The sequence below is a fragment of the Ancylobacter sp. genome (genome assembly GCF_965229075.1).
Classification (GTDB): domain Bacteria; phylum Pseudomonadota; class Alphaproteobacteria; order Rhizobiales; family Xanthobacteraceae; genus Ancylobacter.
The window spans coordinates 530593-544077 of record NZ_CBDDIO010000002.1; the positions used below are offsets into that span (position 1 = coordinate 530593).

Here is a 13485-nt window from a genome sequence, read left to right on the forward strand (position 1 = left end):
CCTTAACCGTCCCGCCTCGACATTAACTCTGGGTTCGGCGTCACCGAACAGGGATGCGGGCTCCCGGCGTCCGCTGGGGAAGTCGTGTCGTCCGGCGGACGCTCGATTGGGGATGGATAGAGATGCGCAAGACGATCCGGGGGCATCGCCCCCTCTCGGCAATGGCACGGACGGCGGGCTGGGGTGTGTCCTGGCTCGCCCTGTTGGCGGCCGCGCCGGCCATGGCGCAGCAGGCGAGCGCGCAGGCCCCGGCCTCCAGCGCCGCCGTGGTCGAGACGGAGGAATTCGTCGAGCTCGATCCCATCACCGTCGTCGCCACCCGCACCGCCGAGAGCTGGATCGACACGCTGGCCGGCGTCACCGTGCGGCGCTCGGAGCAGCTTGAAGCACTGATGCCAGAGCGCACGGCGGACCTGTTCCAGGGCATGCCCGGCACGACGGCGATCCAGAACGCCAATACCAGCCAGACACAGATCAATATTCGCGGCCTGCAGGATTTCGGCCGCGTGGCGGTGATCGTCGACGGGGCGCGGCAGAACTTCAACCAGCTCGGCCATGCCGGCGCCGGCGGCTTCTTCGTCGAACCCGGCCTCATTGCCGATGTCGACGTGGTGCGCGGCCCGGTGTCGAACATCTATGGCTCCGGCGCCATTGGCGGCGTGGTCACCATGCGCACCAAGGACGCCGAGGACATCATCGCCCCCGGCAAGAGCTGGGGCGTGGAAGCCACCGGCGAGGCCGCCGGCAATGGCTTCATGGGCTATGGCTCGGTGCTGGGCGCGGCGAAGGTCGGCCAGAATGTCGACCTGTTCGTCGGTGGCACCTATCGCGACGCCGACAACTACCATGACGGCAATGGCGACGTGGTGCCCGACAGCGGCTACGAGACGTGGACCGGCATCGCCAAGGCGACCTTCCGCCCGGCCGATTTCCACGAGATCAAGCTCTCCGCGCTGAACTACGACACCCAGTTCACCACCAGCGCCGACGCCAACGCGGCGACGGCCTATTCGACGCAGGCGACCAACCGCACGGTGACGGCCGCCTGGAACTACCAGAACCCGGAAGACAATCTGTTCGACTGGCGCAGCTCGGTGTACTGGAACCAGGTCGACCAGGATCAGGTGAAGGTTTCCGGCTCCTCCAACCCGATCACCGGCGCGGTGGGCGATCCGCGCAGCTTCGTCATCGACACGGTGGGCTTCGACGCCAACAATACCAGCCGCTTCTCGGCCGCCGGCTGGAACAACGCCATCACCTTCGGCGGCGACTATTTCCAGGACCAGATCGACAACACCGACGATTACGGCTTCGGCGAGGGCTACAACCCCTCGGGCGATCGCGGCGTCGGCGGCGCCTTCGTGCAGTGGAAGGGCAATTATTCCACCTGGCTGGAAGCCATCGCCGCCCTACGCTACGACGCCTATTCGCTCAATTCCGACGATGGCGGCACCAGCGGCGAGCGTCTTTCGCCCAAATTCACCCTCGGCGTCACCCCCTGGTCGTGGCTGACCCTCTACGGCACCTATGCCGAGGGCTACCGCGCCCCGACCGTGACCGAGGCGCTGGTCTCCGGCCCGCATCCGCTGCCGTTCAACACCGGCGGCACGATGTTCTACTTCCTGCCCAACCCCGGCCTGCAGGCGGAAATCGGCAAGAACAAGGAAGTCGGCATCAACATCAAGAAGGACGACCTGTTCGTCGCCGGCGACAAGCTGCGCGCCAAGCTGAATTACTACCAAAACGATGTGGAGAACTATATCGAGCTGGTCGAGTTCGGCCCCTCCACCGGTACGATCTGCCCCATTCCCGGTCGGCCGACCACCTGCTTCCCCTATAATTGGGGCGTGCCGGGCTATGCGCAGTACCAGAACGTGCAGGAAGCGCGGCTGAAGGGCTTCGAGTTCGAGGGCACCTATGATGCCCGCAAATGGTTCGTCGGCCTGGCGGGCCAGATCTCGGAAGGCGAAGTCACGTCCGGCATCTATGCCGGGCAGCCGCTCTCCAGCATCCAGCCCGACCAGGTCACCGCGACGCTCGGCTTCCGCTTCCTGGAAGAAAAGCTCACCGTCGCCGTGCGCTGGACCGCCGTGGCCGCCGTCACCGCCTCCGACCTGCCGGCCAATTCGGTGTTCGAGCCGACCGACAGCTTCAACCTGGTCAGCGTCTATGCCGGCTATCAGCCCAGCGAGAACATCCTGTGGCGTCTGTCGGTCGAGAACCTGCTCAACGAGCAATACACCCAATATGAGAACTTCCTGCCAAGCGCCGGCCTGACGGTGAAGGGAGCCCTGACGGTGCGGTTCGGGGGCGGCGAGGTCGCTTCCGTCGCCGACCCGCTCTATGTGAAGTGAAACGGTCCCGTCGCCGGGCGGGATGAGAGGAGCAGTTGATGTCTATTGCCACCGATGTGGAAGCGCCGAGCCGTGCCAAGCGGCTCAAGGCCGTGTCCAATGCCGCGCATGAGCGGGTGGATAACGGCGTGATGCAGGCGGCGCCCTTCGCCAGCGCCGAAAACTATGCCCGCTTCCTGAAGTTCCAGTACCATCTGCACCGCCGGGTGGAGACGCTCTATGCCGATGCCGCGCTGCAGGAATTGCTGCCGGACCTCGCCGAGCGCTCCCGCCTGGAGGCGCTGGAACAGGACTTCGCCGATCTCGGCATGACCCCGCCGGAAGCCGATCTCGGCCCGTCGCTCAGTCTCGCCGAAGCGCTCGGCTGGCTCTATGTGGTCGAGGGCTCCAATATGGGCGCCGCCATCCTCGCCAAGGAAGCGGCCAAGCTCGGCTTCACCGCCGAGCATGGCGCGCGCCACCTCGCCGGCCACCCGGAAGGGCGGGCGCTGCACTGGCGCCGCTTTACCGCCGCGCTCAACGAGGTGGAACTGACAGCTGAGGAAGAAGCGCGGATCGAGGCCGCCGCCACCGAAGCCTTCCTGCATGTGGAGACGCTGGTCGGGCGCGAACTCGCCGCCTGAACCACCGGCACCGCCGCATCCCCGCCCCGCCCGGTCCCCGGGCGGGGCTTTTTCATGCGCGCCACTTCAAGCCCGCGAGGCGGCCTGCGGCAGCAGGAAGGGTGTCGGCGGCGCCCAGCCGATGCGCACATCCACGCCATAGAGCTCGGCGATGCACGCCTGCGTCAGCACCTCATCCGGCGTGCCGCGCGCCGCGACGCGGCCCAGCTTCAGCGCGACGATTTCGTCCGCCACCATGGCGGCGAGGTTGAGATCGTGCAGCACAGCGAGGATGCCGGCGCCCTCAGCCGCGAGATCGCGCATCAGCCGCAGCACCAGCAATTGCTGGGCGAGATCGAGACTGGCGGTCGGCTCGTCGAGCAGCAGATAGCCCGGCCCCTCGCCCGCCTCCAGCTGCACCAGCGCCCGGGCGAGCTGCACACGCTGCTTCTCGCCGCCGGAGAGCAGCTCATAGTTCTGACCCGCGAGAGCGCCGAGTTCGACCCGCGCCAGCGCCCGGCCGATGCGCGCCGGCAGGTCGCGGCCACGGGCGGCGCCGATGCCGACCACTTCCGCGACGGTGAAGGGAAAGGCGACATGCACGCTCTGCGGCAGTACCGCCCGCAGACGGGCGAGTTGCGCCGGCCCCAGCCCGGCGAGATCGATGCCGTCCAGCGTCACCTGCCCGCGCTGCGGGCGCCGCTCGCCGGCCATCAGCTTGAACAGGGTCGACTTGCCGGCGCCGTTCGGGCCGATCAGCACGGTGACCGTGCCAGGCCGCACCGCGACCGACGCGCCCTCAAGCAGGCGCCGCCCGCCGGCGGAGAAGCCGATGTCATGGGCACAATACATCGGCTCACCCCATCAGCGCCGCGCGCCGGCGCAGCAGCAGCCAGAGGAAGAACGGCGCGCCGAAGCCGGCGGTGACGACGCCGAGCGGCAGTTCAGCGGGGCTGACCACGGTGCGCGCCACCACATCCGCCCCCAGCAGCAGTGCCCCGCCGAGCAACCCGGCGCAGGGCAGCAGCAGGCGATGGCCGGGGCCGACCATCAGCCGGATGAGATGGGGCACAACGAGGCCGATGAAACCGATCACCCCCGCCACCGCGACGGAAGCGCCCGCCCCGGCGGCGATGCCGAGAATGGCCAGCCATTTGGCCCGCTGCACGTCGATGCCGACATGGAACGCCTCCGCCTCGCCGAGCGCGAGCGCGTCCAGCGCCCGGGCGAGACGGGTGGAGATCAACACCAGCAGCGCCAGGAAGGGCAACAGCACCGCCACTTTCGCCCAGGTGGCCCCGCCCAGCGAGCCGAAGGACCAGAAGGTGAAATCGCGCAATTGCTGGTCCGAGGCGGCGAAAACCAGGAGGCCGGTGCCGGCGGCGGCCAGCGCCGCTATGGCGATGCCGGCGAACAGCATGGTGACCACCGAGGTGCGGCCCTGATGCGTCGAAATCGCGTAGAGCGCCACCGTGGCGATGAGCGCGCCGCAGAAGGCCATCAGCGGCAGGCCGACATCGGTCAGCGCCGGCGGCAAATAGCCGGCGACATGGCTGCCGGCGACGATCCACGCCGCGGCCGCCAGCGCGGCGCCATTGGAGATGCCGATGAGGCCGGGATCGGCGAGCGGGTTGCGGAAAATCCCCTGCGTCACCGCCCCCGCCAGCGCGATGCCGCCGCCGACCAGGAGGCCGAGCAAGGTGCGCGGCAGGCGTACATCCAGCACGATCACCGCCTCCCGCAAGCCTGCCCCGCTCGCCCGTTCGCCGGCCAGCGCCGCGGCGAGAATGTCGAGGATGCGACCGGGGGCGATGGTGACCGGTCCGATCGCCAGTGAGGCCAGGAAGGCCAGTGCGACCAGACCGGCGCACAGGCCGAGGGCGAGCGACGCGCGGCGCGGCCGGAACGCCAGAGGCCCGGCGGCGGGAGAAACGGCCATGCTCACGGCGTGCCGGTCGCGCTGGGCGTGGAGGTCGCGTTGGCGGCATGCGCCGGCAGCGGCGGCAGCGCCAGTTCGGGATAGATCAGCGCGGCGAGATCGCGCGCCGCCTGCGGCGTGCGCGGCCCGAAGCTGAGGAGATAGCCGCCATCCATGCGGTAGAGGCGGCCGGCCTCGATCGCCGTGGTGCCGGCAAAGGCCGGCATCGCCTTCACCGCCGCGTCGGAGACCGCGTGGTTCTGGTCCTTCATCAGCACGATGGCATAGGGATCGGCGCCCAGCACCGCCTCACCGACCGCCGGCTTGTAGCCATTGAGCCCCGCCATGGCATTGGTCACGCCGGCGAGGGCGAACATCGCCTGCGCACCCGTGCCGGCCCCGCCGACGACGGGCGCCGTTCCCGATGCCGAGAGCACGAAGACGACGCTGCGCGGCGCGGGAAGGCGGGCGCGAAGCTGCGCCAGGGCGGCGAAATCCGCCGCCACCTCGCCCACCAGCACCTCGCCGCGCTCCGGCACACCGGCCAGCGCCGCGACACGGCGGATGGTGGCGAGCACGCCGGCCTCGTCCCGCGCCTCGGGCAGTGTCTCGAAGGGGATGGCGGCGCTCTTCAGCACCTTCACCGCATCGGGCGGGCCGGCGCCGTCGAGCGCAATGATGAGATCGGGCCCGACCGACAGCACGCCCTCGGGCGATAGCGCGCGCATGTAGCCGACATTGGGCTTCTCGGCGAGGGCGCGCGGGGGATAGGTGCTCGACGTGTCGACGGCGACCACCCGGTCCTCCAGCCCCAGCGCATACAACGTCTCGGTGACGGCGCTGCCAATGGCGAGAATGCGCTGGGGCGCGGCGGCGGCGGCGGAGGCCGCATGGGCGGCCGGCCCCTGGCCGATGACGGCCAACGCCAGCAGACCCAAAGCCAGCCGCACCATCGCAGGGACACTCGTGATCGGTACGCGCCGCAGCATCATGCGTCTCTCTTCTGTTCGTCGCCGGCACAATAGGCAGGCGCACCTCCCAATTCCACAGCAACGCGGCACAAAAGAGAGACACGACGAAGATTATAAATGTAATAAATTGAAGACACGCAGATGAGACGCGCCTGCCGCAACACCCTTGATCCGCTGCGCTGCGAAAGGCGCGGGCCGCGGCTCTCTAGGCATCCCCCACCGGTTTCATATAGTTGTTGCGGGGCGGGAGCCTCCGCCGCCTGCCTCGCGGGTCGCGATGTTCGCCGTCTCTGGATGGGACCTGATGCACGGACAGATTAACCGAGCCCCGGCAGCGGAGGATGATGATCGCATCGATCTTCATCAGGTCGTGGACTTCCTTGTCCGCCGCCGTCTGCTGATCGGCTTCATCGCCGTGCTGACAATGGCGCTGGCGCTGGGCACGGCCTTTCTTCTCACCCCCCGCTACACCAGCACCGCCGAAATCCTGCTGGACCCCTCCTCGCGCTCGGTGCTCGGCGATCAGCTCAGCGGCATGGATGCGGCGTCCGTGGCGGCGGTCTCGAACATCGAGAACCAGATTTCCATCATCGAATCGCTCAACCTGCTGCGGCGGGTGGTGGAGAAGGAAAATCTGGTTGCCGATCCGGAATTCGGCAGTCAGGCGCCGGGGCGCTCCTGGCGCTCGGTGCTTTCCGGCCTGTTCGGCGGCGGCGCGACGGAGCAGCCGGAACGCCCAGCAGAGCCGGGCGCCGCCGCGATTCCCGACGATATCCGTGCCTCCATCTACCGGCTGCGCGGCGCGCTGCTGGTCGAGCGCGTGGGGCGCTCGTACATCCTGCAGATCTCGGTCACCTCGACCGATCCCAACCGCGCGGCCCGTCTCGCCAACGCCGTTGCCGACGCCTTCATCGTCGACCAGCTGGAAACCCGCTTCGATGCCGCCCGCCGCGCCTCCGACTGGCTGAACGACCGGCTGCAGAAGCTGCGCGAGGCGCTGCGCCACTCGGAAGAGGCGGTGTCGCAGTTCCGCACGGAGCATAATCTCGTCTCGGTCGGCGCCCGCTCGCTCAATGAGCAGCAGCTCTCCGAAATCAGCGCCGAGCTGGTGCAGGTGGAGACGGAAGCGGCGGAGAAGCAGGCCAAATACGAGCAGGCCAAGAAAATTCTCGACGAAGGCGGCAACCTCGCCACGCTGCCCGATGTCATACGCTCCGGCGTGGTGACAAATCTGCGCGGCCGCCATGCCGAGGTGAGCGGGCGCGAGGCCGACCTCGTCACCCGCTATGGCGAGCGCCACCCGCTGGTGGTGAATGTGCGCGCCGAGCGGCGGGAGATCGAGCGCCAGATCAGCGCCGAGATCAACCGCATCGTGGCCAATCTCGAAAACGACTACGATGTCGCCCGCACCCGTGCGGCGGCGATGGCGGCCAATGTCGCCGCCGCTTCGGGGCAGAACACCAGCGACAACGCGCTCGCGGTGAAGCTGCGCGAACTGGAGCGCGACGCCGCCGCCAACCGCACGCTCTACGAGACCTTCCTGAACCAGTCGAAGGTCACCTCCGAGCAATCGGAAATGGACATTCGCGACGCGCGGATCATCACCCCGGCGCTGGCGTCGGGCAGCCCCTCCTTCCCGCGCAAATCGCTGTTCCTCGCCGCCGGCACCGCGCTGGGACTGGTGCTCGGCATCGGGCTCGCCGCGCTGCTCGATCTGCTCAATGCCGGCTTCAGCAGCCCGCGCCAGCTGGAGGAGGCCACCGGCCTGCCGGTGCTGAGCTCGGTGGAGTGGGTGAACCTTACCGAGGGCGAGAAGACCAAGGGCGCCATCCCGGTGGTCGATTTCCTCGCCGCCAAGCCGCTCTCGCGCTTCAGCGAGTCCATCCGCAGCCTGCGGGCCGGGGTACAGATGTCGGATGTCGACAACCCGCCCCGCGTCGTCGAGATCACCTCCGCCTCACCCTCCGAAGGCAAGACCTCGATCGCGCTGGCCATGGCGGCCTCCGCCGCCAGCTCCGGCAAGCGGGTGGTGCTGATCGACTGCGATCTGCGGCGCCCTTCGCTCACCCAGCAATTCGGCCTCGACGACAAGCCGGGCCTGGTGGAATGGCTGGCGCAGACCGCCGCGCCGGACGGGCTGCTGTACCGCCATGACGCCTCCGGCATCTTTGTGCTGGGCGCCGGCGGCAAGTCGCAGAATCCGCCGGACTTGCTGGGCTCGGCGCGGATGCAGCACCTCATCGAGCAGCTGCGGCAGAATTTCGACCTCGTGGTGATGGACGCCCCGCCCATCGGCCCGGTGGTGGACGCCGCCGTTCTCGCGCCGGTGGCGGACAAGGTGCTGTTCGTCGTGCGCTGGAACGCGACGGCGCGCGAATTCGTGCGCCACGCGATCGAGCGCATCCCGGGCGAGCGCAAGATCTGCGGCATCGCGCTCAACATGATCGACCTGCGCGGCGCGCCGAAATATGGGCGCTATTCCTATCATTCCTCCGCCTATTACAAGAAATACTATGTCGGCTGAGGCGGAGCGGCGTTCCGGTGGCGCACGGGTGGGGCGCGCGGCGTTCTCGCTGGCGCTGATCGCCCTTGCCGGCGCCGTGCTGGTGAAAGGCGTCGCCTTCGCCCGGCTGGGTGCGGTCGAGTGGGGCATCGAGCGCCACGCCGCCAGCCCCCCCGCGCCCGATGCAGCCGCGCGCGCCGAAGAGACGGCGCTGCTGCGCGCGGCCGTGGCGCCCTTCCTGGACGAAGGTGGGCTGCGCGACAAGGCGCGGCTTCTCAGCTTCAGCGCCGGGCGCCGCCTCGACCCGCCGGCGGCGAACGGGGTGCAGGAAATCGCGGCGGCGCTCGCGGTCGATCCCGTGGCGCCCGCCGCCTGGATGGACCTTGCGGAACTGACCTGGCCCGACCTCGCCCTTCGCCCGACCTCCATGGCCGCCTGGGAGCTCTCACGGCTTACCGGGCCTTACGAGTACGCCGAGATGATGCGCCGGGCCCGGTTCCTCGCGCAGCGGTGGATGTTCGCCAGCCCCGAGAGCAAGCGCGCCCTCGCCTATGACATCGCCTTCCTAAGGCGCTTTCCCGACCCGTTCCTGCGTTCCTGGCAGCAGCTGCTGGCCCCGTTGCCCGCCGCCCAGCGCCGGGCCTTTCTGGACGAGGTGGGAGCCGCGCCCTGATGCGGCACCGCACCATTCCGCCCCTCTCCCACACCACAGCACCGCCGTTACGCCAAGTAAGCCGGCAACTATCGGATTTTTAAGCCGAAAAGGACCCGCAATCGCTCGAATCCGTCGCGGGACGGGTGGCAGTGCAGCATGGCGTCTGGTATTTTGAGCATGGGCAGCTACGGCGGACGGGGCATGATCGGCAAAGCGGCGCGCATCTTGGTGGTGATGGCGGCAGTGGGTGTTTCTGTGCCCGTTGCCGGCCTTTTGCTGCCCGGTCACGCGCAGGCCGCGCTCTCGGCCGCCGAGCAGGCGGTGCTCGGCGTGGTGGTTTCCGCCGAGGGAAAATCCAGCGCGGCCGATCAGGTCAAGGCGATCATGAGTTCCGGGCTCAGCGGTCCGCAAAAGGCGCTGGCGCTGCAATGGCTGGCAGAAGGGGCCGCGACCGACGCGCAGGTGGCTGCCATCGCGGCGGCGATCATCTCGGCCGCGGTCGAAGCCGGCGCCGCCGGCAATACGGGCGTGGTCTCCGTTCTCGGCACGGGCCTCGGCCAAGCCTATGCCGCTCTCAAGGGCGACGGACGCAGCGGGGCCGCCGGCGCCATCCAGACGGCGGTTCAGGCCGCGACCGCGCAGCCGGGCGGCCAGGGCGGACTTTCGAGCCAGATGGCGGCGGTGCTGACGGGCGCGTTCAACGCCGCGGCGGCCGGCACGCCGCGCAGCGCCGCCGGCTCGTCCGGCAGCGACACGCCGACCCCGGGGCAGACGGACAATCCCACGACCACGCCGACCCCGACGCCGAGCCCCTCATGAGGATCCGTCTCATAAAGGCTCTCTTCCATGCCGCAGGCGTGCTCGCCCTCGCCGCCCTTGCCGTGCCCGGTGCGGCGCAGGCCCAGGATGCGCCGCCCAGCACCCGCCAGTCCGTGGAAGTCGATCCGGCGCGGGCAGCGGTTCTCGACCGCCAGCCGGTGAACTATCTCCCGCTCGGCGTGCCCGTAGGCTCCTTCGTGCTGTTTCCGACGCTGAAGCTGGAAACCGGCTACGACACCAACATCACCGCCGCCAACAGCAACGAGAAGGAAAGCTGGCTGTTCACCGTCCGGCCGGCCTTCGACCTGCAGTCGGACTGGGCGCGCCATTTCCTCGCTTTCGACGGCTATTTCGAGAGCACGAGCTACGCCCGCTACAGCAGTGCGGACTATGAGAACTACGCCGCCGGCGCGCGCGGGCGCATCGATGTCAGCAGCGATTTCACCATTGGCGGCTATGCCCGCTACGCCCATCTCAACGAATTGCCGGGCGATGACGAGACCAATGTGAACAGGCTTGGCGACCCGCTTCCCTATGAGCAGGTGACGGCGGGCGTCAATTTCGACAAGCAGTTCAACCGCATGTGGGCGACGGGCGGCATCGACTACCGCTACCGCGATTATGATGCCTGGCTGAACGGCCAACCCTCCGACCAGGCCTATCGCAACGGCAGCGACTATAATCTCGCCGGGCGCCTCGGCTATGAGCTCAGCCCGCTCACCAGCCTGTTCGTCGGCGGGTCCTATCACTGGTACGAGATGCAGGACCAGGACTATGACGCCGCCGAGTACAGGGTCATCACCGGCATCAAGATCGAGCCGTCGCGCCTGACGCGCGGCGAGGCCTATATCGGCTATTACAATTGGGCCTCCGACAATGGCGACCTCTCCGGCAGTTCCGGCCTGACCTTCGGCGCCAATCTGCAATGGTTCGTGTCGCCGCTGCTCACCGCGACCTTCACTGCCGGCCAGCAGGTGATCACCTCGAACTATGAATTTGCCGGCATCACCGGCTCGGCGGTGGTGAGTTCGACTGCCGGGGTGCGGCTCGACTACGAGTTCCGCCGCAACATCGTGGTGTCGGGCTGGGTGGACTATCTCAACCAGGATTACGATGAGTTCCCGCGCGTCGACAACCAGTATGTCATCGGTGCGGAACTGCGCTATTCCATCAACCGCTTCGCCACGGCGAAAGTGAACTACACCTATACGAACTTCGACACCAACTTCAACAACATCAACGGCGCCGAAAATTACGTCCGCAACCTCGTCCTCGCGGGCGTTACCCTGGCTTATTGAGGCCGGCCCGCAACCGTTGGGCCGGCGCTTGTGCGTGCGCCGGCGGCTGATAGGGTGCGCGGCGCGGTGCCGCCTGCGGGCGGCCAGATGAGTTTCGGGCTCGGCATGTTGTTCTCCCGCTTCCGCGCGGCTTCGCGTCGCCCCACCCCGGCGCGCGTTCCCGACGGCGCCCGTGTCTACGCCATTGGCGACATTCACGGGCGAGACGATCTACTGCGCGCCCTGCTCGCCGCCATCGCCGCCGACAGGGCAAGCCATGCCGGTCCCAGCCATATCGTGTTTCTCGGCGACTATATCGACCGAGGGGAGGCCAGCGCGGCGGTGGTCGAACGGCTCGCCAGCGGCCGGGACGAGGGCCGCGACGGGTCATGGAGCTGTTTGCGGGGCAATCATGAATCTACCTTTCTGGCCGCCCTGGCGGGCGAGGTGGACTGGGAACCCTGGCTGCGGATGGGCGGGGTGGAGACGCTGTTTTCCTATGGTGTCTCCGTCCGCGACATCACCGGCCCGGAGCGCGACGCGCAGCTGCGCGAGGCCGCCTTTGCCGCTATTCCGCCGGCGCATCTCGATTTTCTCCGCCAGCTGCCGACCAGCCGCGAGATTGGCGACTATTTCTTCTGCCATGCCGGCATCCGGCCCGGCGTGCCGCTCGACCGGCAGACGCACGAGGACCTGATCTGGATCCGCGATCCGTTCCTCCACTCCACGCGCGACCACGGCAAGCGTATCGTCCACGGCCACACGCCCGTCATGGCGGTGGAGATGCAGGCCAACCGTATCAATGTCGATACCGGCGCCTATCTGACCCACCGCCTGTCCTGCGTCGTGCTGGAAGGCGAGACGGCGCGGGTGATCCACACATGAGCCCGCCCGCCGCCGCCCGCAGCACATCCGACGTGTCCGGCGCGTCCGGCGGGGGGCGCGCCTCGGCCTTTCTCGCCCGCCGTACCGGAGCGGAAACCTATAACGACCTCGTCTTCGCCGGGCTCGTCCTCGCCCTCGCCTGGGTGCCCTTTCTGCTTGGCAGCAACCGCCTCGTCGCCTGGGGCGTGAATGCCGTGCTGTTCGCCCTGCTGCTCATTCTGTTCGAGGCGGGGCGGCTGGTCAGCGGCGCCCGCCACCCCGTGGCGCCCCGGCGCTTGTGGTGGCTCTTCCTGGCCGGCAGCCTGCTGGTCGGCTGGATATTGTTCCAGCTTTCCTCCTGGGCGCCGCCGGACTGGCAGAATCCGTTCTGGCAGATGACGGCGGAAACCCTCCAGCCGCTGCCCGGCGCCGGACCGGTGGCGGGCCGCATCTCGGTCACGCCGGAGGCCGGCCTGCGCGGGCTGGTCGTGCTGCTCACCCATGGAATCGCGTTCTATCTCGCGCTCCAGCTCTGCCGCGACGGGCGGCGGGCGGACCTGTTCCTGCGCGCGCTGGTGGTGATCGCGGTCGGCTATGCGCTTTTCGGCCTGATCCAGCACACGCTGACGCCGGACCTGCTGCTGTGGTTCGAGAAGAGGGCCTATGGCGGGCAGCTGACCTCCAGCTTCGTCAACAAGAACAGCTACGCGACCTATGCCGGCATCGGGCTTGTCGCCACGATTGGCCTGTTGATCGATGTCTATCGCCGCGCGGGCGGGCGGCGCAGCCTGCCGCTCGCGGTGCGGGCGACGGCCTTCGTCGAGACCACGCTGCGCTCCGCCCTGCCGGTTCTCGCCGGGGCCGCCCTCATCGGCGTCGCCCTCGTGCTCACCGTGTCGCGCGCGGGGTTCATTGCCGGCATGGCCGGCGTACTGGCGCTGGTGCTGCTGGCCTTGGCCTCCACCCGCCGGCGCTGGCTGGTGCTCGTGCTCGCCACCCCGGTGCTGGCCGTGCTGTTCGCCACACTGGCGCTGTTCGGCGACGATCTCGGCGAACGCTTCGCCCTGCCCGGGGCCCGCGATCCGCGCTGGGCGGTGGCGGCTCGCACGCTCGACGCGGTGCGCGACGCGCCGCTGACCGGCTTCGGCTATGGCAGTTTCGACCGCATGTTCGCGGTCTATCGCGGCGCGGAAGCCTTCTCGCCCTGGCATCACTGGGACAAGGCGCACAACACCTATATCGAACTGCTGTTCGAACTCGGCGTTCCCGCCACGCTTCTGCTCGCCACCCTTGTGGCCACCCTGCTGGCGGTGACGCTCGCCAACATGCTGCGGCGCGAAAGCCCGCATCCGATCAGCCTCGTCGCGCTCGCGGCGAGCGTTACCGTGCTGTCGCATGCGGCGTTCGATTTCAGCCTGCAGATACAGGCGGTGGCGCTGACCTATTGGGCGCTGCTGGGGGCCGGGCTCGCGCAGAGCTGGAGCCGGCGGTTCGACACCGCGGAGTGAGCGGGGGAGGCCCC

11 protein-coding genes are annotated in these 13485 nt (G+C 68.6%); 8 read left to right on the forward strand and 3 right to left on the reverse strand.

Annotated elements, in window-relative coordinates; all coding sequences use genetic code 11:
• Window positions 1–122 precede the first annotated feature (122 nt).
• Window positions 123–2354, forward strand: coding sequence for a TonB-dependent hemoglobin/transferrin/lactoferrin family receptor (locus ACO07Z_RS08555; protein ID WP_421698327.1), 2232 nt, complete (start codon window positions 123–125; stop codon window positions 2352–2354).
• A 38-nt stretch (window positions 2355–2392) separates the two neighbouring features.
• Window positions 2393–2977 (forward strand): biliverdin-producing heme oxygenase, encoded by a 585-nt coding sequence (locus ACO07Z_RS08560; protein WP_421698328.1) that lies wholly within the window; start codon window positions 2393–2395, stop codon window positions 2975–2977.
• Window positions 2978–3043: 66 nt separating this feature from the next.
• Here ACO07Z_RS08560 and ACO07Z_RS08565 read toward each other — a convergent pair whose 3' ends face one another.
• The 3 genes from ACO07Z_RS08565 to ACO07Z_RS08575 are packed head-to-tail and all read right to left on the reverse strand — an operon-like array spanning window position 3044 to window position 5866.
• Window positions 3044–3808: a heme ABC transporter ATP-binding protein gene (locus ACO07Z_RS08565; protein ID WP_421698329.1), complete on the reverse strand. Its 765-nt coding sequence runs from the start codon at window positions 3806–3808 to the stop codon at window positions 3044–3046.
• Between the two features lie 4 nt (window positions 3809–3812).
• Window positions 3813–4895, reverse strand: coding sequence for a FecCD family ABC transporter permease (locus tag ACO07Z_RS08570; RefSeq protein ID WP_421698330.1), 1083 nt, complete (start codon window positions 4893–4895; stop codon window positions 3813–3815).
• 2 nt (window positions 4896–4897) lie between these two features.
• Window positions 4898–5866, reverse strand: coding sequence for a heme/hemin ABC transporter substrate-binding protein (locus ACO07Z_RS08575; RefSeq protein ID WP_421698331.1), 969 nt, complete (start codon window positions 5864–5866; stop codon window positions 4898–4900).
• Window positions 5867–6149: 283 nt separating this feature from the next.
• On the opposite strand from ACO07Z_RS08575, the gene ACO07Z_RS08580 reads away from it, so the two are divergent.
• From ACO07Z_RS08580 to ACO07Z_RS08605, 6 genes are all read left to right on the forward strand, one after another.
• Complete coding sequence (locus ACO07Z_RS08580) at window positions 6150–8369, forward strand: GumC family protein (protein ID WP_421698332.1); 2220 nt, start codon at window positions 6150–6152, stop codon at window positions 8367–8369.
• Window positions 8359–9021 (forward strand): hypothetical protein, encoded by a 663-nt coding sequence (locus ACO07Z_RS08585; protein ID WP_421698333.1) that lies wholly within the window; start codon window positions 8359–8361, stop codon window positions 9019–9021. The genes ACO07Z_RS08580 and ACO07Z_RS08585 overlap by 11 nt, the downstream gene beginning before the upstream one ends.
• 159 nt (window positions 9022–9180) lie before the next feature.
• Window positions 9181–9822: a hypothetical protein gene (locus ACO07Z_RS08590; protein WP_421698334.1), complete on the forward strand. Its 642-nt coding sequence runs from the start codon at window positions 9181–9183 to the stop codon at window positions 9820–9822.
• On the forward strand, window positions 9819–11120 hold the full coding sequence (locus ACO07Z_RS08595; protein ID WP_421698335.1) for an outer membrane beta-barrel protein: 1302 nt from the start codon (window positions 9819–9821) through the stop codon (window positions 11118–11120). The genes ACO07Z_RS08590 and ACO07Z_RS08595 overlap by 4 nt, the downstream gene beginning before the upstream one ends.
• Before the next feature lie 87 nt (window positions 11121–11207).
• Window positions 11208–11984: a metallophosphoesterase gene (locus tag ACO07Z_RS08600; RefSeq protein WP_421698336.1), complete on the forward strand. Its 777-nt coding sequence runs from the start codon at window positions 11208–11210 to the stop codon at window positions 11982–11984.
• Entirely contained in the window at window positions 11981–13471 is a 1491-nt protein-coding gene (locus tag ACO07Z_RS08605; RefSeq protein WP_421698337.1) for an O-antigen ligase family protein, read from the forward strand. Before ACO07Z_RS08600 ends, ACO07Z_RS08605 begins: the two co-directional genes overlap by 4 nt.
• The last annotated feature ends 14 nt before the right edge of the window (window positions 13472–13485 follow it).